Raw genomic sequence first — 22,247 nt, 5'->3', positions numbered from 1 at the left:
TCGGCGCGGCCACGTCCCACTCGGACCGCCCGCCCCAGTCGGAGCGTTCGCCCCAGTCGGACCGTCGGCCGCCCCAGGCCGCCGGCTCGTCGGACGGCGCGGGCCGGTCGAGGTCCCAGCGGGTCGGGTCCACCTCCGTGGCCTGCCGGTCCGTCGCCCGGTCCGCCGGTTGCGCGCCCGGCGGGGTGGAGACGGGCTCGACCGCGTCCGGGGCGAGCGCGTCCTGGGCGTCGGAGGCAGCGGCGTCGGAGGCGGCGGCGTCGGAGGGAGCGGCCCCGCCGGCCGTGGCCGCGCCGGCGGACCGCCCGGAGCGCAGCGCGCCCACCAGGCCCAGCAGGCCGATCAGGATCAGCGCACCGGCCAGGAACCAGCCGACCGGCGGGAGGGCGAGCCCGAGCAACTGGGCGAGCAGCCACCACGCGGCGAGGCCGAGGAAGATCAGCCCGAAGGCGAAGGACACGATGTCGGTGCGGTGGGCCTTCACCGGGTCACCTCCAGGTTGCCGGCGTTGACGTGGATGTAGAGGCGCAGCGTGCCGCCGCCCGGGCCGTCCGGACCCAGGTCGGTCGCCTCCCGCAGCTCGCCGGCGAGCCCGCCGGAGCGCTTGCCGAAGACGACCGCGTCGCCAGCGTTGACGTCGGCCACCGTGGTGACGTCGACGTTCGGCGGCACCACCACCGTGCACTCGCCGAAGTTGACGGAGACGGTGATCTCGGTGTTCTTCTTGTCGAAGTCGACCGCGCGCAGGTCCAGGACCGTGTCGCCGAAGCTGTTCTCGTACCGCAGGGCGAGGTCGCGGTGGTCGGTGGGCGCCCAGGTGACGTTGCCGTCGACGCCCCGGATCCGGTCGTAGGACTCCGCCACGGTGGCCACCCCGAGGGCGGCGGCGGCCACCACGCCGAGCGCGATCAGCCACCGGGCCCGCCCGAACCACGTGCCGACCAGCAGACCGAGCCCGATGGTGGCCAGCGTGGCCGCGAAGTACGCCGACGCCCCGACGTCGAACACGTCCAGCAGGTCGACGACGGCGACCACGCCCAGGGCGAGGAAGATCAGCGAGAACGTCACCGCGCCGAGCGGGGAGCGCTCACGCGGTCGCTTTGGCGGCTTCGGTGGCTTGCGCGGTGCGGGCGGCACTACGGTCTGCCCGGCGTACGGGCCGTGCGGGGCGAACGGGGGCCGGTAGCCCGGGGGCGGGGACGGCGGATGGACCGGTCCCGGCGCGCCCGAGGTCGCGGCGGGCCAACCGGAGGTGGGCGCTGCCGACGGCCAGCCGACGGTGGGCGTACCCGCCGGTGGACGGGCAGGCGGGGCCGGGGCGGCCGGCGGCCAGGCGGGCAGCCCGGCGGTCGGCCCGGCGGTCGGTTGGGGGACCGGGGCGCTCCAGGTGGCCTGGGCGACGGTCGGGGCCGGGACCGGACCCGCGCCGGGGGGCACGGCCACGGTCGGCGGGGCCGCGTACGCGACCGGGGCGGGATGGCCGACCGGTGGCACCGGCCCGGGCGGGGCGGTGGGCGGCACGGGCGGGACGGGGCCTACCGGCGCGCCCTGGGCCGCCCTGTTGTCGCGGTTCAGCAGCAGCGCGCCGCCGATCAGGATCGTGGCGCCGAGCAGCACCGCCCGGAACGCGTCCGTGACGATGTAGCCGAAACTGATCGCGACCAGGATGCTCAGCACGATCACGGTGACCGGGGACATGCTGGACCGGCCCCGGCCCAGCATGGACTCGACGGGGGAGGCGCTGTCCCCCTCACCCGGGATGATCAGCCAGGCGGTGACGTAGACCAGGATGCCGATGCCGCCGAAGAAGCCGAGCACCGCCAGCAGCACCCGCCAGAGCACCGGGTCGGTGTTGGTGGCCCGGCCGATCGCCGCGCAGACGCCGGCCAGGTAGCGGCCGTCGCGGGGGCGCACCAGCCCGTACCGCGAGGTGAAGCCGGCGCCGCCGAACGACGGCTGCGCTCCGGGGCCCGGTCCGGCGCCGGGCGGCGGCGTCCCACCCGCGTCTCCGGCGGCGGCCGGCGCTGCCACGGGCGGCGGCGTTCCGGTGCCGGCTGGCGTGGGCCCACCGGGCGGTGTCGCGGTGGGGGGTGGCCCACCCGGCTGTGCCGCCCCGGGGTTGGCGGACTGGGCAGCTTCCTCGGTCATGCCTCGATCCTGCTGCCCCGACCCGCCGGACGGCCTCAGGACCCGACCCTGACCCCACCCTGAGATCCCGGCGGCCCGAATGTCGGGGGCGTCCCCGTGGTCGGGCGGCGGTGTGCCGTGTGACGATCGACCCGACGCCGGCAACGGGCCGTCGCCCGCTTTCGTACCCGCCGTGACCAGGGAGTATCCGATCAGCGCCGTGACCCAGCCACCCCGCCTCCACCGCGCCCCCGAGCACCGGATGGCCGCGGGGGTGGCCGCCGGTATCGCCGACCACCTCGGCATCTCGGTGCTGCGGGTACGGGTCGCCTTCATGGTGCTGCTGGGGCTGAGCGGGCTCGGCCTGCTGCTCTACGCGGCCTTCTGGGCGGTCGTGCCGCTGCGCCCGGGCGACACCGCCGTGCCGGCCCGCAGGGACGTCGCCCAGCTGCTGCCGTTCGTGGCGATCGGTCTCGGCGTGCTGCTGGTGCAGGTGATGGTCTTCGACTCGGTCGGCGCGGCCGGCACCGCCGGCTGGCTGGTCGCGATCATCGCGGTCGGCGCCGGGGTGATCTGGCACCAGTCGGCGCCGGAGCGGCGGCAGCAGTGGGGCGACTCCATGCCGGTGCCCTGGCTGGGCGCGGTGGTGGAGGAGAGCGACCGGCGGGCGTTCGTGCTCCGGTTCATCGGCGGCGGGGTGCTGGTCGCGGTCGGCATTATCGGCGTCGCGGCGGTGTACTCCCCGGCGCAGAACTTCGACGCAGTGCTCAACGGCGTGATCTTCGCCCTGGTCGGGCTCGCCGGGGTCGGCGTGGTCGCCGCGCCGGTGCTGTGGCGGACGTACAACCAGCTCCGGTCGGAGCGCGAGGGGCGCATCCGGGAGCAGGAACGGGCCGAACTGGCCGCCATGGTGCACGATCAGGTGCTGCACACCCTGGCCCTGATCCAGCGCAACGCGAGCGACGTGAAGACCGTCCAGCGGCTCGCCCGGGGGCAGGAACGCTCGCTGCGCAACTGGCTCTACAAGCCCACCGGTTCGCCCACCGAGCGGTTCGCCGCCGCCCTGGAGCAGGCCGCCGCCGAGGTCGAGGACACGTTCGCGATCACGGTGGAGGCGGTGGTGGTCGGCGACCGGGAGACCGACGAGCGGGTCGGCGCGCTGGTGGCGGCCGCCCGCGAGGCGCTGGTGAACGCGGCCCGGCACGCCGGGGTGCAGACCGTCTCGCTCTACGCCGAGGTCGAGCCGGATCAGGTCAGCGTCTTCGTCCGGGACCGGGGGAAGGGCTTCGACCCGGATACGGTGGAGGATCACCGGCACGGGGTCCGGGGCTCGATCATCGGGCGGATGAAGCGGCACGGCGGCCGGGCGGAGATCCGCTCCGGGCCGGGGGAAGGGACCGAGGTCCGGTTGATCCTGCCGATCACCCGGGACCCGGCAACGGCGGAAAGGGACAAGTGATGACCGAGCAGTCGATGGAACCGGTCGAGGGGGCGGCAGCCCGCGCCGAGCGGCTGCGGGTCTTCCTCGTCGACGACCACGCCATGTTCCGCGCGGGGGTCCGCGCCGAGTTGGGCGCGCACGTCGAGGTGGTGGGCGAGGCGAGCAGCGTCGGCGAGGCGGTCACCCGGATCGCCGCCACGCTGCCCGACGTGGTGCTGCTCGACGTGCACATGCCCGACGGCGGCGGCCGGGCGGTGCTGGAGGCGATGCGGCGTACGCATCCGCAGGTCAAGTTCCTGGCGCTGAGCGTCTCGGACGCGGCGGAGGACGTGATCGGGCTGATCCGGGCCGGCGCGCGGGGCTACGTCACGAAGACCATCTCCCCGGAGGAGCTCGCCGCCGCGGTCCGCCGGGTGGCCGACGGCGACGCCGTGTTCAGCCCCCGGTTGGCGGGGTTCGTGCTGGACGCGTTCGCGGCCCGTCCCGACGCCCCGGTGGCCGACCCGGAGCTGGACCAGCTCACCAACCGCGAGCGCGAGGTGCTGCGGCTGCTCGCCCGGGGGTACGCCTACAAGGAGATCGCCAAGGAGCTCTACATCTCCATCAAGACGGTGGAGACGCACGTGTCCAACGTGCTTCGCAAGCTCCAGATGTCCAACAGGTACGAGTTGTCCCGCTGGGCGGCCGACCGTCGGCTCGTGTGATCCATTTCTTTTCCCCGTCATATAGGACGGAACCGACGAATGGGGCCCACAGGGGCTGACAAACGATCAACTCCCGTCACATAATGCCCCGTCGCGTTCTCGCGTGCGGGTGGTGCACATCCCGCGGGAACGGCGGCTTCATGCAACCCGCCGTGCGCGGGTCACCCCTGGGGAGAGGTGCACGAATCTGATGTTCGGACAACGAGGACGGCGCTGGGCGCGGATCGCGCTGGCGACCGTCGCCGGTGGCGCGCTGGCAGTCGGCGCGGTCGCGCCGGCCGCCGCCGCCGACAAGACCGGCGTCGCCAAGTCGGTCAAGGGCAGCAACGTCACGCTCATGCTCAACGGGCAGCCGAAGAGCACCGGTGCGCTGGCACTCAAGATCGACGGAAAGCTCGTCCCCGCCTTCTGCATCGACTACCACACCAACGTGGCGATCGACGGCAAGTACAAGGAGGGCACCTGGGACGAGTCCCAGGTGAAGAACCTCGGCAAGGTGCAGTGGGTGCTGACCCACGGCTACCCGAACGCCGACTCCGCCAAGCTGCTGGCCGCCGCCGGCGCCACCGCCCCGGCGAAGGCCGAGGTCGACAACCTGCTCTACTTCGGCACCCAGACCGCCATCTGGAACTTCAGCGACGGCGTCAAGCTGGGTGACTGGGTCGACAACCAGAAGCTGCTCGGCAAGAAGCAGTACGACGTGGTCAAGAAGGTCCACGACTACCTGGTCGCCAACGCCACCGACCAGCCCGAGCCGAAGGCCGAGCTGAGCGTGGACCCGGCGAGCGCCAAGGCCACCGTCGGCGAGAAGGCCGGCCCCTTCACCGTCAAGGGCCCGGCGGGCGAGATCACCGTCGCGGTCGACGGCGGCTCGGCGGTCGACGCCGAGGGCAAGCCGGTGACCACGACCACCAACGGCGGCCAGTTCTGGCTGACCGCGGACGGCGCCGGCGAGGTGAAGGTGACCGTTTCCGCCCAGGATTCGGTCTCCTTCGGCCGGGTGTTCCTCTTCACCGGCCAGCGTGCCGCCCAGAAGCTGATCCTCGGTGGCAGCACCGGCTCGACCGTGACCGCCAAGGCCGAGGCCGCGTTCGCCGCCGCCCCGGCGGAGTCCCCGTCGCCGAGCGCTCCGGCGGAGTCGCCCTCGCCGAGCGCCCCGGCGGAGTCGCCGTCGCCGAGCGCCCCGGTCGAGAGCCCGGCCCCGTCGACCTCGCCCGCGAGCAGCGGCGGTGACCTTCCGCTGACCGGCTCCCCGATCGCCGCCTCGATCGCCGCCGGCGTGGCGCTGCTGGCCGCCGGCGCGGTCGCCGTGCTGCTGTTCCGCCGTCGCAAGCTGCGCTTCACGGCCTGATCGACGCCCGCTCCACGGCTCCGGCCCCGGTACCGCCCCGCGCGGTGCCGGGGCCGGAGCCGTTCGCCCCCGGGCTCAGCCCGTGCGCAGCACGGTGAACGCCTCGGCCATCCGGCCGGCCGGCAGCCCGGCCGCGTCGGCCGTCGCGGTGAGCTGGTCCCGCACCCAGGCCGCCACGTCCATCCGCCCGGTCTGCGAGCGGTGCGCCGCCATGGCGGCGACCTTGCGCGCGTACCGGTCGGTGACGTCGACGACGTGGTCCGGCGCGGGGCCGCCGGCGTACCAGACCTCCCGGACCACCCACGGCTCCAGCCCCGCGGCCAGCAGGCCGGGATGGGTGAACCGGTTGCGCGCGTCCGGGTAGACCGCGCAGGTGGTGGCCTCGCCCACGGCGAGGTGGTCCGGGTGGCCCGGCCCGACGAGCTGCTCCCACCGGCGCAGCGGCGAGCTGGTCAGCACCCGGTCGGGCCGGAACCGGCGGATCGCCGCGGTGACGTCCCGGCGCAGGTCGAGCGTCGGGGTGAGGGCGCCGTCGGGGTACCCGTCGAGGAACTCGACCTGCCGTACGCCGACCGCGGCGGCCGCCGCCCGTTGCTCCTCCTCCCGCGGCCGGCCCACCTCGGCGCGCGGGGTGTCGTCGCACTCTCCGGAGTCGCCCCGGGTGACGAGCAGGTACGAGACGTCGACACCCTCGTCCACCCAGGTGGCGATGGTGCCCGCACAGCCGAAGTCGACATCGTCCGGATGGGCAAAAACGGCCAACGCGCGGACGACGTCGGACAGCGCCGGAGCGGACGCGGGGAAGCTCACAGCCGCTCAGTCTACGCCGGGGTCGGACCTCCTTTGAACCGTATCTTTCCTGCTCAGAGCGGTACGACCGGCGTAGATCATGATCTTTTTTCGGGTATCGGCAACGTGGCGACCAACTAACGGCTTGATAACGGCACCTTCACGGAACGGGCCGGTGGGTGTCACAGTGGCAGCACCTCACCCCTCATGTGAGGCACTCCGTACGGCCTGACGACCACGGGCCCCGCCTGTTGACGGTGCTCCGTGGTGGTCTCGTGTGCGCGGTGCCGAGCGCGGCGGGCGAGGTGGCCCGGCGGATCGGTACATCATTCTTGTCCCGAATTCACTGCGGTGAAACCGGCTCCCGCACTGCGGTTGCCGGACGTGTCACCCCCCATACGTGCGTGAAACCCACGACGGATCCAGGTTCAGAAAGAGGAGGCCCCTCGGAATGAGAGTCTCGAAGCGGGCAAGCAGCGCGGTCGCGCTGGGCGCGGCGTTCGCGCTCGTCGCGTCCGGCTGCTCGAGCAGCGACAGCGACGGTGGCGACGCCGGCGCCAGCAGCGACGGCGCGATCACCATCGACGGCACTCAGCCGGAGGTCGGCCTGGTCCCGTCGAACACCACCGAGACCGGTGGTGGGGCGATCATCGACTGGATCTGGACCGGTCTGGTCGAGTACCCGAACGACGGCAGCGCCCCGCGCAACGCGGTCGCCGAGTCGATCGAGACGACCGACTCCAAGGTCTACACGATCAAGATCAAGAAGGACACGAAGTTCCACGACGGCACCGTCGTCAAGGCCAAGAACTTCGTGGACGCCTGGAACTGGGGCGCCTACTCGCCCAACGGCGCGCAGAACGGCAGCTTCTTCGCCGACATCCAGGGCTTCGACCAGGTCCACACCGAGGACCCGGACGGCGCCGAGGGCCCGAAGAAGGCCCCCGAGCCCGCCGCCAAGGAGATGTCCGGCCTGAAGGTCGTCGACGACTGGACCTTCGAGGTCACCCTGGCCGCGCCGACCGCGGTGTTCCCGACCAAGCTCGGCTACAGCACCTTCATGCCGCTGCCGGACGCGTTCTTCACCCAGGGCGCCGAGGCGTTCGGCAAGAAGCCGATCGGCAACGGCCCGATCAAGTTCGTGTCGTGGGAAGACGACGTCCAGATCAAGCTGACGCGCTTCGATGACTACTCCTTGAACGACAAGATGAAGATCAAGGACGTAAACATCAAGCTCTACCAGGACGACACGGCGGCGTACAACGACCTGCTCGCCGGCAACCTGGACTTCCAGCAGCAGGTTCCGGTCTCCGCCATCGCGGGCGACAAGTGGAAGAACGACCTGGGCGAGCGGGCCATCTCCTCGACCACCCCGTCGACCGGCATCATCGCCTTCCCGATCTACGACAAGCGCTTCCAGAACCCGAAGCTGCGTCGCGCGATCTCGTTGTCGATCAACCGCCAGGAGATCAGCGACAAGATCTTCTTCGGTTCGCGCAAGCCGGCCGACAGCTGGGCCAACCCGCTGACCCCGGGCGCCAAGGCCGGTAACTGCACCGCCTGCCAGTTCAACGTCGACGAGGCCAAGAAGCTCCTCGCCGAGGCCGGTGGCTTCACCGGCGAGCTGGTCATGTTCTACAACGCCGACGCCAGCCACAAGGAGTGGATGGAGGCCGTCGCGCAGCAGGTGAAGACGAACCTCGGCATCAACGCCCGCGCCGAGGGTGTGCCGACCTTCGCGGTGTTCCGCCAGAACATCAACGCCGGCAAGATGACCGGCATGTACCGCGCCGGCTGGCAGCAGGACTACCCGGACGTGGAGAACTGGGTCGGCCCGCTCTACGTGACCGGCGGTTCCTCGAACGACGGCAAGTACAGCAACCCGCAGGTCGACGCGCTGGCCAAGGAAGCCGCCTCCGCGCCGAGCCTGGAGGCGTCGCACGCCAAGTACGCCGAGGCGGTCGCCCTCATCGACCAGGACGTCCCCTCGATCCCGGTCTACTTCGGTGGTCAGCAGTCCGGCCACTCGGAGAAGATCAAGAAGATCGAGCTGTCCAACGTCGGCGAACTCGACCTCACCTCGGTCGAGCTCTGATCCGAACGGTCTGACCCCGGGTCGGGCTCACCTACCGGTGGGCCCGACCCGGGCCGTTCCGTGAGGTGGTGTCACCACACCGCCTCGCCACGTCTGTCATCCCCGTGTCGGCCGTCCGACGCGCGCCCCCTGTCTGGAGGACCACCCCATGGGCCGTTATCTGTTGAGACGGCTGCTCCAACTCATCCCGGTCTTCATCGGGACGACGTTCCTGATCTACTGGCTCGTGTGGTCGGTGCCCGGTGACCCGTTCGCGGGCAAGTGTGGCGAGCGTCCCTGCCCCGACAGCTTCGTCAACATGATGACCGACAAGTTCAAGCTCGACGAGCCGCTCGTGGTGCAGTACGGCAACTACATGAAGAACCTCTTCCAGGGCGACTTCGGGCAGACGTTCGGCGGCCGGGAGATCGGTGACATCATCGCCACGGCGTACCCGAACACCCTGAAGCTGGCCCTGGTGGCGCTGGCCATCGAGGCGGTCATCGGACTCACCGCGGGCGTGCTGACGGGCCTGCGCCGCAACGGCTTCCTGGACAACCTGGTCCTGGTCTCCAGCCTCTTCCTGATCGCCCTGCCGATCTTCGTCATCGGCTTCGTGGCCCAGTGGCTGCTCGGCGTGCAGTGGGGCATCGTCAAGCCGACGGTCTCCAGCGAGATGCGGCTCTCCGAGCTGATCGTGCCCGGCTTCGTCCTGGGCAGCGCGTCGATGGCGTACATCGCCCGGCTGGCCCGCACGAGCATCGCGGAGAACCGGCGGGCCGACTACGTGCGCACCGCGATCGCCAAGGGTCTGCCGATGCGCCGGGTGGTCGGGATCCACCTGCTGCGTAACTCGCTCATCCCGGTGGTGACGCTGCTCGGGACCGACCTCGGCGCCCTGATGGGCGGCGCGATCGTCACCGAGGGCATCTTCCAGGTCAACGGAATCGGCCGACAGGTCTACCGCGCGATCATCACCAAGGAGAGCGCTACCGTTGTCTCCATCGTGGTGGTCCTGGTGCTCGTCTACCTGCTGATGAACCTGCTGGTCGACCTGCTCTACGCCGCCCTGGACCCGAGGATCCGCTATGAGTGACCCGAGTGCCGCCTCGATCGTCAGCACGCCGCCCGCGCAGGCCCCCGACGAGATCGGCGCGCCGACCAACGCGGGCCTGCCGGAGAACGCCCGCAAGGAGAAGCCGCGCGGTCTGCTCGGCGACGCCTGGCGCGACCTGCGCCGCAAGCCGCTGTTCTGGATCTCCGCGGGGTTCATCGTCCTGTTCATGCTGATGACCGCGTTCCCCTCGCTGTTCACCTCCGGCGACCCGGAGAACGGCAACCTGCAGAACAGCCTCGTCGGCCCGTCGTCGGAGGCCTGGTTCGGCTACGACTTCCAGGGCCGCGACGTCTTCGCCCGGGTGATCTACGGTGCCCGCGCGTCGATCGTGGTCTCCCTCCTCTCCGTACTCGGCGTGCTGCTCTTCGGTGGCGCGATGGGGATCGTGGCGGGCTACCGGGGCGGCTGGGTGGACGCACTGCTCTCCCGCATCGCCGACGTCTTCTTCGGGCTGCCGTTCGTGCTGGGTGCCATCGTCATCCTGACGACCTTCAACGGGTCGGGCACGAGCAACAGCAAGGCCGAGATCATGGCCCTGGTGAGCATCTCGCTGATCGTGCTGGGCTGGCCGGTCGTGATGCGGCTGATGCGCTCCTCGGTGCTGGCCACCAAGGAGGCGGACTACATCGTCGCCGCCCGCGCGCTGGGCGCCGGCACCGGCCGGATCATCCTCAAGCACCTGCTGCCGAACTGCCTCGCGCCGCTGCTGGTCTACGGGACGATCCTGGTCGGCTCGTACATCGGCGCAGAGGCGACGCTGTCCTTCCTGGGCGTCGGCCTGAAGAGCCCGGTGGTCTCCTGGGGCATCATGATCAACGAGGCGCAGAACCTCCTCCGCGTCGCGCCCTACCTGCTCTTCTTCCCCGCCGCGTTCCTCGTCGCCGCCGTACTGAGCTTCGTGATGCTCGGTGAGGCGGTCCGCGAGGCCCTCGATCCGAAACTCCGCTAGGGGAGATTCAGTTGTCCGACATTCTGGTGTCCGAGCAGTCCGCGGCCGGCGCGTCCGGCCGCCCCTCGGGCAGGTTGCTCGAGGTGGACGACCTCCGGGTGGAGTTCCGCACCCGGGACGGCGTCGCCAAGGTCATCAACGGGGTCACGTACCACGTCGACGCGGGGGAGACCCTCGCCGTGCTCGGCGAGTCCGGCTCCGGTAAGAGCGTCACCGCGCAGACCATCATGGGCATCCTCGACACGCCGCCCGGCTTCGTCACCGGCGGTCAGGTCCGCTTCCAGGGCAAGGACATGCTGAGCATGTCCTTCGAGGAGCGGCGCCGCATCCGCGGCGAGGGCATCGCGATGATCTTCCAGGACGCGCTCTCGGCGCTGAACCCGGTCTTCACCGTCGGGTTCCAGATCGCCGAGCAGTTCCGGGTGCGGCGCGGGATGAGCCGCTCCGACGCCAAGAAGCGCGCGATCGAGATGCTCGACCAGGTCAAGATCCCGAACGCCAAGGGCCGGTTCAGCAGCTACCCGCACCAGTTCTCGGGCGGCATGCGGCAGCGCGCGATGATCGCGATGTCGCTCGCCCTGGACCCGGAGGTGCTGATCGCGGACGAGCCGACCACCGCGCTCGACGTGACGGTGCAGGCGCAGATCATGGACCTGCTCGCCGAACTCCAGCGCGAGCGGCAGATGGGCTTGATCCTGATCACCCACGACCTCGGCGTGGTCGCCGACGTCGCGGACCGGATCGCGGTGATGTACGCGGGCCGGATCGTCGAGGAAGCCAACGTCTACGACCTGTACGCCAAGCCGGCGCACCCGTACACGATCGGGCTGATCAACTCGATCCCGCGGCTCGACGAGAAGGGGCAGCAGCTCCGGACGATCAAGGGCCTCCCGCCGAACCTCATGAACATCCCGCCGGGCTGCCCGTTCAACCCGCGCTGCCCCATGGCGCAGCCGGTCTGCCGGGAGAAGGTCCCGCCGCTGCTGCAGGTCGGCGCCGGCCGGGCCAGCGCCTGCCACTTCGCCGAGGAGCTGGTGAACCGTGACTGAGAACATCCTCGAGGTCCGTGACCTGGTCAAGCACTATCCCGTGACCCGGGGCGTGGTGTTCAAGAAGACCATCGGTCACGTCAAGGCGGTCGACGGGGTCTCCTTCGACCTCAAGGCCGGCGAGACCCTGGGTGTGGTCGGCGAGTCGGGTTGCGGCAAGTCGACGCTGGCCCGGGTCCTGATGAACCTGGAGAAGCCGACCGGCGGCAGCGTCCACTACAAGGGCCAGGACATCTCCAAGCTGTCCGGCCCGGCGCTGCGTCGGCTGCGTCGGCAGATCCAGCTGGTCATGCAGGACCCGTACACCTCGCTGAACCCGCGGATGACGGTCGGCGACCTGATCGGCGAGCCGTTCGAGATCCACCCGGAGGTGGCGCCGAAGGGCAGCCGCCGGGACAAGGTCAAGGAACTGCTCGACCTGGTCGGCCTCAACCCGGAGCACATCCACCGTTACCCGCACCAGTTCTCCGGTGGCCAGCGGCAGCGCATCGGCATCGCCCGCGCGCTCGCCCTGCGGCCCGAGATCATCGTCTGCGACGAGCCGGTCAGCGCCCTGGACGTGTCGATCCAGGCGCAGGTGATGAACCTGCTGGAGAAGCTCCAGAACGAGCTCAGCCTGTCGTACATCTTCATCGCGCACGACCTGTCGGTGGTCCGGCACCTGTCGGACCGGGTCGCGGTGATGTACCTCGGCAAGATCGCCGAGATCGGCAGCGAGGACGAGATCTACGAGCGGCCGACCCACCCGTACACCCAGGCGCTGCTCTCGGCCGTGCCGGTGCCGGACCCGACCGTGCGGGACAACAAGGCGATCATCCGCCTCACCGGTGACGTGCCGTCGCCGGTCAGCCCGCCGTCGGGCTGCCGGTTCCGCACCCGCTGCTGGAAGGCGCAGGACGTCTGCGCCGAGCAGGTCCCGCTGCTGGAGATCCGCAAGGGCTCGGACCACCCGAGCGCCTGCCACTTCGCGGAGAAGCGCGAGATCGTGCAGACGCACGAGGCGTGACACCCACGGAACCGCCTGCCGACGTCATCGCGACGACGGCAGGCGGTTCCGTCGTTTCCGGGGGCCGGGACGGCCCGTCCCGGCCCCCGTCCGCGCAGGGCGCCGTTGGCCGGTCCCCCCCGTCCGCGCAGGGCGTCGTTCGCCGGCGTACGTCGCGCAGGGCCGCCCGTTGCCGGCGTCCAGCGCGCAGGGGACCGTCGAAGGCGTACGCCTCACAGGGGGCCGCGGCCGGCGCGGAGCAGCAGCAGCGCGAGCTGCGTGCCGTCGGCGCCGAGGGCGACCCGGAAGCGCTCCAGGATCTCCCGCTCCCGGGACAGCACCAGCCGGGTGCCGCCGGAGGCCATCCGGGTCACCCCGACCTCCTGGGAGAGCCGGGCCCGTTCCTGCCACAACTCGATCAGCGCCCGGTCGATCTCGTCGATCCGCTCCCGGATCTCGACGATCCGGGCGGCCGCGGTCGGCTCCGGGGTGCCGGTGCGCGCCTCCGGCTTGGCGTCGCCGGCGCCTCCCGGCGCGTCGACCGGGGACCCGGAGGCACCGGGGCCGGGCCGGCCCGCCTCGGGTCGCGTCAGGCTGCCGTTGGACTCCACCACGTCTGTCATCATCGGGTACCCCTCGCCGTCAGGTGCCCGGTGCCCGGATCCCGGGACGGAGAAAGCCCCGGACTCCAGGAGCCCGGGGCTTTCTCGTAGGTCTGATTGATCAGGCGCGACCTACGGCTGCCGGACTCCCGGTGCCGTAGTAAAAGTAGAAGCGCTGACCGAACATGTCGTCGAGTATGCCGACCTCCGACCGGCCCGCGCAAGGATTCGGCGCAACCCGTGCCCGGACGGGCGGTCCCGGTGCCGTCGTGACGCCGGGACCGCCCGCGCCTCAGCCGAGGCGGGTGATCCGGTCGGCGGGTCCGGGGGCGACCGGAGCGCCGGCGCCCAGGTGGGCGATGAGCGCGTCGACGTCGAAGCCGGGGGCGGTGGCCCGGTCCGTGCCGGCCCGCAACTCGGTGAAGCCGTCCCCGCCGTTGGCCAGGAAGTCGTTCGTGGTGACCCGGTAGCTCGCGGCCGGGTCGACCGGCGCGCCGTCGAACGCCAGGGCGCTCACCCGCGAGCCCACCGGGGCGGTGCTGTCGTAGGAGTAGGTCAGCCCGGCCGAGACCTGGAGGATGCGCTGGGTGGTCTGGCCGTTGAAGCCCACGAACTGCTGCTCCAGCACGTTGCGCAGCTGCGCCCCGGTGAGGGTCTGGGTGACCACCAGGTTGTTGAACGGCTGGACGGTGAACGCCTCGCCGTAGGTGACCTCGCCCGGCGCCTCGCCCCCGGCCGAGGCCGCGTACGGCAGGGACGCCCGGATGCCGCCCGGGTTCATCAGCGCGATCTGCGCCCCGTTCGACCGGGTGTACGCGAGCTGCGCGTCGGCGATGACGTCACCCAGCGGGCTCTCCCCGCTGGGGAGGGCGTCGCGCACGATGTCGGCCGAGATCCGGCCCACCACCCGGTTGGCGATGGGCGCGACGGCCGCGCGGTACTTGTCGGCGAGGGCCTTGGCGCCCGGGTCGACCAGGTCGGGGTTGCGCACGTACGTGCCCGGCGCGCTCTGCTGCCAGGTGCCGTCCGGGTTGCGGACGCCGTTCTCGACGACGACGTTGCGGGCGGTGATCCCGGTGAACCGGCCGGTGCGCCGGTCCAGCGAGTAGTCCACGTCCGTGATCAGCTGGCCGTTGTTGCCGGCGCTGGTGACCACGCTGCGTGCGCCCGAGGAGTTCGGCAGGGAGCAGGAGTAGAAGCGGTGGGTGTGGCCGGAGACGACCAGCCCGAACTCCGGCCGCAGGCCGCGGACGATGTCCACGATCGGGCCGGAGAAGTTGGCGCAGTCGGAGACGCCGGGCGTGGCCGGCGGCGCCGACTGGGCGCCGCCCTCGTGCACCAGCAGCACCATCGCCTTGACGCCGAAGAGCTTGAGCACGCCGGCCCACTTGTTGGCGGTGGCCACCTCGTCGGTGAACCGCACGGAGGCGATGCCGGCCGGGTTGACGATGCCCGGGGTGCCCTCCAGGGTCACGCCGACGAAGCCGACCGGCACGCCGCCGACGAACCGCACGTCGACCGGGGGCAGGATCGGCAGGCCGGTCTTCCTGCTGACGGTGTTGGCGGCCAGGTACGTGAACTTCGCGCCGGCGAAGCCGTCCCCGTCCTGGCAGCCGTCGACCGGGTGACAGCCGCCCTTGTTGATCCGGATGAGCTCGTCGACGCCCTCGTCGAACTCGTGGTTGCCGACGGAGCTGACGTCCAGGCCGATCTCGTCCATCAGCTCGATGGTCGGCTCGTCGTGGAAGGCGGCGCTGACGAGCGGGGTGGCGCCGATCAGGTCGCCGGCCCCGACGGTGGTCGTGGTCCGCCCCTCGGCCCTGGCCTCGGCGCGCAGCTTCTTCAGCCAGGTGGCGAGGTACTCCACGCCGCCGGCGGGGGTGCCGTTCACCGCCGCGCCGCTGCCGCCGGGCGGGTCGATGGCGCCGTGGAAGTCGTTGTAGCTCAGGAAGTTGCCCTTGACCTCGCCGCCGGTCGGGGCGGCGTAGGAGACCGCGACGGGGGTGAGGCCGGCCCCACGGTCGGCGGCGGGGTCCGGCGCGGGCCGGGAAGCGGGGGACAGCGTGGCGACGACGGCCAACGCGAGGGTGGGCGCGGCGAGGTGGCGCAGCACCGCCCGACCGCGCGAACGCGGCTGAGTCATGGTCGTTCTCCCAGTCGTGTACGGGGGAGGAGCCGGATTTTCACCGTCATCGTTCTGCATGGGGGACGGCGGCACCAGACGCGACAGGGTGACATCTTCGTCTCGACGGAGGTGCGGAGGGACCTTTCCGCGCATCCCGGGGGGACGCGGGGCCGGCTGGGGCGAGCCGGCGGTGCGCGGCGGGGGAAGTGTCCGCCCGGCGGCATAGACTCGCCGTGCGATGCATCCTCTCTTCGACATCCCCGCGTCCCCGCCCGCGCCGGCGCCCGCCCCGACCTCGCCGCACCGGCCCAGGTCGGCGGCCGTCCACCTCGATCCGCAGGCCCTGGTCGAGGGCCTCAACGGGCCGCAGCGCGACGCCGTCACCCATGCCGGCTCGCCGCTGCTGATCGTGGCCGGTGCCGGCTCGGGCAAGACCCGGGTGCTCACCCACCGGATCGCCTACCTGCTGGCCGCCCGGGACGTGCACCCCGGCGAGATCATCGCGATCACCTTCACCAACAAGGCCGCCGGCGAGATGAAGGAGCGGGTCGCCCACCTGGTGGGTCCCCGCGCCCGCCTGATGTGGGTGTCGACGTTCCACTCCGCCTGCGTGCGCATCCTGCGCGCCGAGCACGAGCACGCCGGGCTGAAGTCGACCTTCTCGATCTACGACGCGGACGACTCCCGCCGGCTGATGCAGATGGTCGCCAGGGAGCTGGACCTCGACCCGAAGCGCTACCCGGCGCGCGGGCTGGCCGCCCAGGTCTCCAACCTGAAGAACGAGCTGGTCGACCCCGAGGAGTTCGCGGGCCGCGCCAAGGGCCCCAACGAGCGGGCGCTGGCGGAGGCCTACACGCTCTACCAGCGGCGGCTGCGCGAGGCGCACGCGCTGGACTTCGACGACCTGATCATGACGACGGTGCACCTGCTCCAGTCCCACCCGCACGTCGCGGAGAGCTACCGTCGGCGGTTCCGGCACGTGCTGGTCGACGAATACCAGGACACCAACCACGCCCAGTACACGCTGATCAAGGAGCTGGTCTCCGGCACGGAGGGGATCGAGCCGGCGGAGCTCTGCGTGGTCGGTGACGCCGATCAGTCGATCTACGCGTTCCGGGGCGCCACGATCCGCAACATCCTGGAGTTCGAGCGCGACTTCAGCGACGCCCGGACGATCCTGCTGGAGCAGAACTACCGCTCCACCCAGACCATCCTCAACGCCGCCAACGCGGTGATCGACCGGAACACCTCGCGCAAGCCGAAGCGGTTGTGGAGCGAGGCGGGCGCCGGTGAGCCGATCGTCGGCTACGTGGCCGACACCGAGCACGCCGAGGCCGACTGGGTGGCCCGCGAGATCGACCGGCTGGTCGACGCCGACGAGACCCGCCCGGGCGACGTGGCCGTCTTCTACCGCACCAACGCCCAGTCCCGGGTCTTCGAGGAGGTGTTCATCCGGGTCGGCCTGCCCTACAAGGTGGTCGGCGGGGTGCGCTTCTACGAGCGCAAGGAGGTCCGTGACGCGCTGGCCTACCTGCGCGCGGTGGTCAACGACGACGACACGGTCAGCCTGCGCCGGATCCTCAACACCCCGCGCCGGGGCATCGGCGACCGGGCCGAGGCGTGCGTGGAGGCGCTGTCCAGCCGGGACCGGGTCTCCTTCGGGGCGGCGCTGCGCCGGGCGAAGGACGCCCCGGGCATCTCCAGCCGGGCGGCCAATGGCATCGCCGACTTCGTCGCCCTGCTCGACGGCGCCCGCGAGCTGGCCGAGACGGGCACCCCGGAGGAGGTGCTGGAGGCGCTGCTGACCCGCTCGGGCTACCTCACCGAGCTGGAGGAGAGCCTCGACCCGCAGGACGCGGGGCGCGTCGACAACCTCCAGGAGCTGGTCAGCGTCGCCCGGGAGTACACCGAGCGGATCGAGGCGATCGGCGAGGAGGGGGAGCGGGCGACCCTCGCCGGCTTCCTGGAGCAGGTCGCGCTGGTCGCCGACGCCGACCAGGTCCCCACGGACGACCCGGACCACCAGGGCGTGGTCACCCTGATGACGCTGCACACCGCGAAGGGCCTGGAGTTCCCGGTGGTCTTCCTGACCGGCCTGGAGGACGGCGTCTTCCCGCACCTGCGCTCGCTGGGCGACAGCCGGGAGCTGGAGGAGGAGCGCCGGCTGGCGTACGTCGGCATCACCCGGGCCCGCCAGCGTCTCTACCTCTCCCGGGCGGTCACCCGCTCGGCGTGGGGGCAGCCGGCCTACAACCCGCCGTCGCGGTTCCTGGAGGAGCTGCCGCCGGAGCTGGTCCGCTGGGAGCGCACCGAGGGGTCGTACACCTCGTGGGCCGGCGGGGGCGGCGGCGTGGGTGGCCGCGCGGACCGGGTGTCCGGCGGGCGTGGGACCTTCAACGGCGGCACACCCAAGGCGGCGCAGCTGGCGAAGCGGCTGGGGGTCGACGCCAGCCGGCTGACCACGGCGAGCGAGCTGCCGCAGGGGCCGAAGGTGTCCGCCGGCGACCGGGTCAACCACCAGCGCTACGGCCTGGGCCGGGTGCTCGCCGTCGAGGGGCACGGCCCGGGAGCGCGGGCGCAGATCGACTTCGGCGACCAGACGATGTGGCTGGTGCTCCGGCACGCCCCGATCGACAAGCTCTGAGACCGGCTCGGCCCGGCCCGGCGGCGCGCCGGACCGGGCCGTTTCCGGTGGCTGCGGGTCAGCAGGCCACGTCGATGCCCCGGGCGCGCAGGAACGGCGCGGGGTCGATCTGGTTCCACATCTGACCCTGGTGCACCTCGAAGTGCAGGTGCGGGCCGGTGGAGTCGCCGGTGGACCCCTCCAGGCCGATGGTCTGCCCGGCGGCGACCTTCTCGCCCACGCCCACCTTGGTGGTGCTCAGGTGGGCGTAGTGGGTCAGGTAGCCGTTGCCGTGGTCGACGAAGACGGAGATGCCGTACCCGTCGCCGACGTCGCCGGCCTTGGTGACGGTGCCGCCGAAGGCCGCGCGGACCGGGGTGCCGGCGGGCAGCGCGAAGTCGATGCCGGCGTGCTGGGTGCCCCAGCGCGGGCCGTAGCAGGAGGTGATCGCCGCTCCCTTCATCGGGATGACCCAACTGGGCTTCGGCTTGCTGGTCTTCTTCGGCTTCGGCTTGGCGGTGGTCGCCTTCGGGCTGGGCTTCGCCGACGGGCTGGCCTTCGTCGGGCTGGGCGTCGGGGTCGCCGAGGGGGTGGCCGGGGCGGTCGTGGACCGGGTGGAGCGGTCGGCGCGGTCGGCGGCCTCCGCGCGGGCCGGCGTGTCGACGGCGGCGGCCGGTACGGCGGGTTCGTCGTTCCCGCTGGCCGCGAACGCCGCTCCGCCGAGGCCGAGGCCGGCCAGGGCCGCCGCGGCGATGATCACGCGGGTGCGGCCGCCGATGCGCCTCCGGTGCCGGACGGGGGCGTCGGGGGTGTTCTCGTTCCGAATGTCTTCCTGCACGGCGGACCTTCACTGATCGAGGGGGCACTTGACCTCGAAATACTGGTGTCGACACGCGGCGTGACGGGTAGTGGGACGGAGCCTCGACGGACCGGCGACGGTCGACGCCGCCCGGTGCGTCCCCGTTCGGGGTTTTCGATCGCAAAAGTGATCATGCAGGGCGATGGTGCCGGTCACAGTCGCTCCTGTGACCCGGCTCACTTTGGCCGGCTGCGGCACACGAAAAACCGCCCGGATCGACAGATCCGGGCGGTCGACGGGCGATGCGCAGCGTCAGGAGTCGGCTACCTCGCTGTAGTACGCCTCGACTTGTAGCTGGATGTCCACTCCGCGCTCCTTGAGCCACGGCACCGGGTCGAGCGGCTCGCCCTTGACATGCACCTCGAGGTGCAGGTGGGAGCCGTAGGAGTGGCCGGTGTTGCCCACGAGGCCGAGCTGGTCGCCCGCCTTCACCTGCTGCCCCTCCTTGACACTCAGCGCCGAGGAGTGGCCGTAGATCGCCTCGCTGCCGTCGGGGTGCTGGACGATCACGGTGTGGCCGTAGCCGCCGAACCAGCCGGCCTTGGTGACGGTGCCGCCGTGGATGGCGACGTAGGGCGTGCCCTCGGGGGCGACCAGGTCGACGCCGGTGTGCAGCTTGCCCCAGCGCATGCCGTAGGGCGAGTTGAACTCGTAGCCCTGAAGGGGGAGCAGCCAGACCTCGGGCTCGGCGGACTGGTCGCCTCCGGCGCGGTCGCTGTCGCGGCTGGCGCGGTCGGCGTTGTCGCCACGGGCCGCGACGTCCTGGTTGACGGTCGAGGCGGCCTTGAGCTCGTCGAGGACCGACGGGCTGACGCTCTTGGCGTCCGGCAGGGCGCCCGCGCCGATCGCGACGATGCCGGCGCCGACGAACGCGGTGGTGACGACCGCTGCGTAGCGGCTACGCGGGGGAGTGGGTACGCGGCGGCGACCGCGATATCGATCGGGCTCAGACGACAGGCGCTGGCGCACGCACACCCTCCGTTGTCGGGGATCCGAAGCGGCTTCCTCGACGCCCGTGAAGCTCGGGTGAACGTCGGCTGGCCGCGTCGTCACCCGTCCGTGGACCTGATGACAACCGTGGACACGTTAGCCAACCACCAGTCCCGTCACAAGCCGAAGCGCCGAATTGCTGCCGCGTTCTGTCCCTTTGCGTCCATGATTGTCATGGCTCGTACCCCTCGAACGGTGCCCCCCTAACTGCCCGTTCGTCGCGCAGGGTGACCGAACGGCGGAGTCGTCCGGCTTGACGCCGGGGGCCGCCGCGGTCCGCCGTACGGGTGCCGACGGGAACCCGGTCCGGCTCGCGTGCCGTGAGGTTCGCCGCCCGGATTTCCCGGGCAGGGCCGGGCGGGTTACCGTTCGTTCAGTGAAGCCGCGGAGCCGGTGGAAGGGATGCGCTGATGAGCTCTCGTGTTCGGGTCGTCGTCGCCAAGCCGGGCCTGGACGGCCACGACCGTGGCGCAAAGGTCGTCGCGCGTGCCCTGCGGGATGCCGGCATGGAGGTCATCTACACCGGCCTGCACCAGACCCCGGAACAGATCGTGGAGACCGCGATCCAGGAGGACGCCGACGCGGTCGGGCTCTCCGTCCTCTCCGGGGCGCACATGACGCTGTTCCGGCGGGTGGTGGAGCTGCTCGGTGAGCGCGACGCCCGCGACATCGTCGTGTTCGGCGGCGGCATCATTCCCGACGCCGACATTCCGGAGCTTCAGCGGATCGGGGTCGCCAAGATCTTCACGCCGGGCGCGACGACCCAGTCGATCGTCGAGTGGGTCCGGCAGAACGTCGCCCAGCCGATCGCCTGACGGCGGTCGCGGATCCGGGTTAGCCGCCTGACGGCGGTCGCGGCATCGGGGCCGGTCGGTGGCCGGATCCAGGCAGGGGGAGGGGCCGGACGCACCCCTCACACGTCCGGCCCCTCTATGCACGATGCCCCGCCGCCACCCCTCGACCGACAGGGCATCGGCCGCTCCCGTCGCCGCGCTGTATCAGCGCTCCGACACCTGACTCAACGACGCCCCCACGGAGGGGTTACGCGCCCCCGGCAACATCGCCCGGACGGCTGACATCGGCCCGAAGTCGCGGAAAGGCCGCGCGAAGCCGCCGATTGTGCATTACCACACAACGTGCACCCGCTCGGTTGCCGGCGGTGTCCACCTCGCTAGGCTGCGCCCAATGGCCTGTTTCGAGTGATGACAGGCGTCAAACTGTTTTCCATAACGCTGGTGGCGGCGCGACGGCGCGCCGCGGAGACGGGACGGGACGCGCAAACGTGGACCTGTACGAGTACCAGGGGCGGGACCTGTTCGAGCGGCACGGCTTGCCCGTGCTCGCCGGCGGCGTCGCCACGACCCCGGAGGAGGCCCGCGCGATCGCCGAACGCCTCGGCGGTCGGGTGGTCGTCAAGGCGCAGGTGAAGGTCGGTGGCCGAGGCAAGGCCGGCGGCGTGAAGCTGGCCGAGGGCGCCGAGGAGACGGTGGCCCGCGCCACCGACATCCTCGGCATGGACATCAAGGGCCACACCGTCCACAAAGTCATGATCACGGTGACCGCGGACGTGGCCGAGGAGTACTACTTCTCCTACCTGCTCGACCGGGCGAACCGCACCTTCCTCTGCATCGCCAGCGTCGCCGGCGGCATGGACATCGAGCAGGTCGCCGCCGAGACCCCGGAGAAGGTCGTCAAGGCCCCGATCGACGCCAACACCGGCGTCGACGAGGCGAAGGCGCGCGAGATCGTCGCCGCCGCCAACTTCCCGGCCGAGGTCGCCGACCAGGTCGTCGAGGCCGCCGTGGGGCTGTGGAAGGCCTTCGTCGCCGAGGACGCCACGCTGGTCGAGGTGAACCCGCTGGCCAAGACCGGCGAGGGCAAGCTGCTGCTGCTCGACGCCAAGGTCACCCTCGACGAGAACGCCGCGTTCCGGCACCCGGACCACGAGGCGCTGGTCGACCAGGCCGCGGTGGACCCGCTGGAGCAGGCCGCCAAGGAGAAGGACCTCAACTACGTCAAGCTCGACGGCGAGGTCGGGATCATCGGCAACGGCGCCGGCCTGGTCATGTCGACCCTCGACGTGGTCGCGTACGCCGGGGAGCGGCACGGCGGCGTCAAGCCGGCCAACTTCCTCGACATCGGCGGTGGCGCGAGCGCCGCCGTGATGGCGAACGGACTGGAGATCGTCCTCTCCGACCCGTCGGTGAAGAGCGTCTTCGTCAACGTCTTCGGCGGCATCACCGCCTGCGACGAGGTCGCCAACGGCATCGTGCAGGCGCTGGCCCTGCTCGAGCAGCGCGGCGAGCAGGTCACCAAGCCGCTGGTCGTCCGCCTCGACGGCAACAACGCCGAGGCCGGCCGGGCGATCCTCGACGGCGCGAACAACCCGCTGGTCCAGCGGGTCGACACGATGGATGGCGCGGCCGAGCGGGCCGCCGAGCTGGCGGCTGCGGGGGTCTGAC

At 71.5% G+C, this 22,247-nt stretch carries 17 protein-coding genes and 1 pseudogene; 11 read left to right on the top strand and 7 right to left on the bottom strand.

The genetic code is table 11. The annotated features are described in order from the left end of the window. Positions 1 to 300 precede the first annotated feature (300 nt). Positions 301 to 484 (bottom strand): annotated as a pseudogene (locus tag DER29_RS23415) (hypothetical protein); the annotation flags it as partial. Continuing rightward, the gene (locus DER29_RS23410) at positions 481 to 2,148 is read right to left on the bottom strand and encodes a PspC domain-containing protein (RefSeq protein WP_121399808.1); all 1,668 of its coding nucleotides are present in this window, start codon (positions 2,146 to 2,148) and stop codon (positions 481 to 483) included. The pseudogene DER29_RS23415 and the gene DER29_RS23410, both read right to left, overlap by 4 nt. Positions 2,149 to 2,320: 172 nt before the next feature. Between DER29_RS23410 and DER29_RS23405 the strand changes: the two genes are divergently transcribed. From DER29_RS23405 to DER29_RS23395, 3 genes are all read left to right on the top strand, one after another. Continuing rightward, positions 2,321 to 3,586 (top strand): ATP-binding protein, encoded by a 1,266-nt coding sequence (locus DER29_RS23405; RefSeq protein ID WP_121400150.1) that lies wholly within the window; start codon positions 2,321 to 2,323, stop codon positions 3,584 to 3,586. Continuing rightward, positions 3,586 to 4,272: a response regulator transcription factor gene (locus DER29_RS23400; protein ID WP_121399807.1), complete on the top strand. Its 687-nt coding sequence runs from the start codon at positions 3,586 to 3,588 to the stop codon at positions 4,270 to 4,272. The genes DER29_RS23405 and DER29_RS23400 overlap by 1 nt, the downstream gene beginning before the upstream one ends. Before the next feature lie 190 nt (positions 4,273 to 4,462). Next, positions 4,463 to 5,623, top strand: a complete 1,161-nt coding sequence (locus tag DER29_RS23395) for a thioester domain-containing protein (RefSeq protein WP_199729512.1) — start codon at positions 4,463 to 4,465, stop codon at positions 5,621 to 5,623. A gap of 75 nt (positions 5,624 to 5,698) precedes the next feature. On the opposite strand, the gene DER29_RS23390 is transcribed toward DER29_RS23395, so the two are convergent. Next, complete coding sequence (locus tag DER29_RS23390; RefSeq protein ID WP_233600115.1) at positions 5,699 to 6,433, bottom strand: PIG-L deacetylase family protein; 735 nt, start codon at positions 6,431 to 6,433, stop codon at positions 5,699 to 5,701. Between the two features lie 430 nt (positions 6,434 to 6,863). Between DER29_RS23390 and DER29_RS23385 the strand changes: the two genes are divergently transcribed. From DER29_RS23385 to DER29_RS23365, 5 genes are all read left to right on the top strand, one after another. Then, on the top strand, positions 6,864 to 8,507 hold the full coding sequence (locus DER29_RS23385; RefSeq protein ID WP_121399806.1) for an ABC transporter substrate-binding protein: 1,644 nt from the start codon (positions 6,864 to 6,866) through the stop codon (positions 8,505 to 8,507). 148 nt (positions 8,508 to 8,655) lie between these two features. After that, positions 8,656 to 9,582: an ABC transporter permease gene (locus tag DER29_RS23380; protein WP_121399805.1), complete on the top strand. Its 927-nt coding sequence runs from the start codon at positions 8,656 to 8,658 to the stop codon at positions 9,580 to 9,582. Next, positions 9,575 to 10,552, top strand: a complete 978-nt coding sequence (locus tag DER29_RS23375; protein WP_121399804.1) for an ABC transporter permease — start codon at positions 9,575 to 9,577, stop codon at positions 10,550 to 10,552. Before DER29_RS23380 ends, DER29_RS23375 begins: the two co-directional genes overlap by 8 nt. Positions 10,553 to 10,578: 26 nt before the next feature. Then, positions 10,579 to 11,601, top strand: coding sequence for an ABC transporter ATP-binding protein (locus tag DER29_RS23370; RefSeq protein ID WP_121400147.1), 1,023 nt, complete (start codon positions 10,579 to 10,581; stop codon positions 11,599 to 11,601). Continuing rightward, positions 11,594 to 12,607 carry an ABC transporter ATP-binding protein gene (locus DER29_RS23365; protein ID WP_121399803.1) on the top strand — a complete coding sequence of 338 codons (1,014 nt, stop codon included), beginning with the start codon at positions 11,594 to 11,596 and terminating at the stop codon, positions 12,605 to 12,607. The genes DER29_RS23370 and DER29_RS23365 overlap by 8 nt, the downstream gene beginning before the upstream one ends. A 212-nt stretch (positions 12,608 to 12,819) precedes the next feature. Here DER29_RS23365 and DER29_RS23360 read toward each other — a convergent pair whose 3' ends face one another. Together DER29_RS23360 and DER29_RS23355 are read right to left on the bottom strand one after the other, a co-directional pair. Further along, positions 12,820 to 13,212 (bottom strand): chorismate mutase, encoded by a 393-nt coding sequence (locus DER29_RS23360; RefSeq protein ID WP_121399802.1) that lies wholly within the window; start codon positions 13,210 to 13,212, stop codon positions 12,820 to 12,822. Positions 13,213 to 13,480: 268 nt separating this feature from the next. Then, positions 13,481 to 15,331 carry a bifunctional UDP-sugar hydrolase/5'-nucleotidase gene (locus tag DER29_RS23355; protein WP_121399801.1) on the bottom strand — a complete coding sequence of 617 codons (1,851 nt, stop codon included), beginning with the start codon at positions 15,329 to 15,331 and terminating at the stop codon, positions 13,481 to 13,483. 220 nt (positions 15,332 to 15,551) lie between these two features. Between DER29_RS23355 and pcrA the strand changes: the two genes are divergently transcribed. Next, positions 15,552 to 17,957, top strand: a complete 2,406-nt coding sequence (gene pcrA / locus DER29_RS23350; protein WP_121399800.1) for a DNA helicase PcrA — start codon at positions 15,552 to 15,554, stop codon at positions 17,955 to 17,957. Between the two features lie 58 nt (positions 17,958 to 18,015). Here pcrA and DER29_RS23345 read toward each other — a convergent pair whose 3' ends face one another. Continuing rightward, positions 18,016 to 18,774: a M23 family metallopeptidase gene (locus DER29_RS23345; RefSeq protein WP_121399799.1), complete on the bottom strand. Its 759-nt coding sequence runs from the start codon at positions 18,772 to 18,774 to the stop codon at positions 18,016 to 18,018. Between the two features lie 273 nt (positions 18,775 to 19,047). After that, a complete protein-coding gene (locus DER29_RS23340) occupies positions 19,048 to 19,764 on the bottom strand; it encodes a M23 family metallopeptidase (protein WP_121399798.1) in 717 nt (238 codons plus the stop codon). 431 nt (positions 19,765 to 20,195) lie between these two features. On the opposite strand from DER29_RS23340, the gene DER29_RS23335 reads away from it, so the two are divergent. Both DER29_RS23335 and sucC read left to right on the top strand, forming a co-directional pair. Next, positions 20,196 to 20,600 (top strand): cobalamin B12-binding domain-containing protein, encoded by a 405-nt coding sequence (locus tag DER29_RS23335; RefSeq protein ID WP_121399797.1) that lies wholly within the window; start codon positions 20,196 to 20,198, stop codon positions 20,598 to 20,600. A gap of 467 nt (positions 20,601 to 21,067) precedes the next feature. Continuing rightward, the gene (gene sucC, locus DER29_RS23330) at positions 21,068 to 22,246 is read left to right on the top strand and encodes an ADP-forming succinate--CoA ligase subunit beta (protein WP_121399796.1); all 1,179 of its coding nucleotides are present in this window, start codon (positions 21,068 to 21,070) and stop codon (positions 22,244 to 22,246) included. Position 22,247 lies beyond the last annotated feature (1 nt).

This window comes from Micromonospora sp. M71_S20 (assembly GCF_003664255.1).
Taxonomy (GTDB): Bacteria; Actinomycetota; Actinomycetes; order Mycobacteriales; family Micromonosporaceae; genus Micromonospora.
Note: the sequence above shows the minus strand (reverse complement) of the source record. Positions and strands in the feature narration are given on the sequence as shown.

Coding starts and splice junctions, on each gene's coding strand:
- DER29_RS23375 (WP_121399804.1), top strand. CDS start 9,575: ATGAGTGACCCGAGTGCCGCCTCGATCGTCAGCACGCCGCCCGCGCAG.
- DER29_RS23360 (WP_121399802.1), bottom strand. CDS start 13,212: ATGATGACAGACGTGGTGGAGTCCAACGGCAGCCTGACGCGACCCGAG.
- DER29_RS23410 (WP_121399808.1), bottom strand. CDS start 2,148: ATGACCGAGGAAGCTGCCCAGTCCGCCAACCCCGGGGCGGCACAGCCG.
- DER29_RS23400 (WP_121399807.1), top strand. CDS start 3,586: ATGACCGAGCAGTCGATGGAACCGGTCGAGGGGGCGGCAGCCCGCGCC.
- pcrA (WP_121399800.1), top strand. CDS start 15,552: ATGCATCCTCTCTTCGACATCCCCGCGTCCCCGCCCGCGCCGGCGCCC.
- DER29_RS23380 (WP_121399805.1), top strand. CDS start 8,656: ATGGGCCGTTATCTGTTGAGACGGCTGCTCCAACTCATCCCGGTCTTC.
- DER29_RS23385 (WP_121399806.1), top strand. CDS start 6,864: ATGAGAGTCTCGAAGCGGGCAAGCAGCGCGGTCGCGCTGGGCGCGGCG.
- DER29_RS23335 (WP_121399797.1), top strand. CDS start 20,196: ATGAGCTCTCGTGTTCGGGTCGTCGTCGCCAAGCCGGGCCTGGACGGC.
- DER29_RS23395 (WP_199729512.1), top strand. CDS start 4,463: ATGTTCGGACAACGAGGACGGCGCTGGGCGCGGATCGCGCTGGCGACC.
- DER29_RS23355 (WP_121399801.1), bottom strand. CDS start 15,331: ATGACTCAGCCGCGTTCGCGCGGTCGGGCGGTGCTGCGCCACCTCGCC.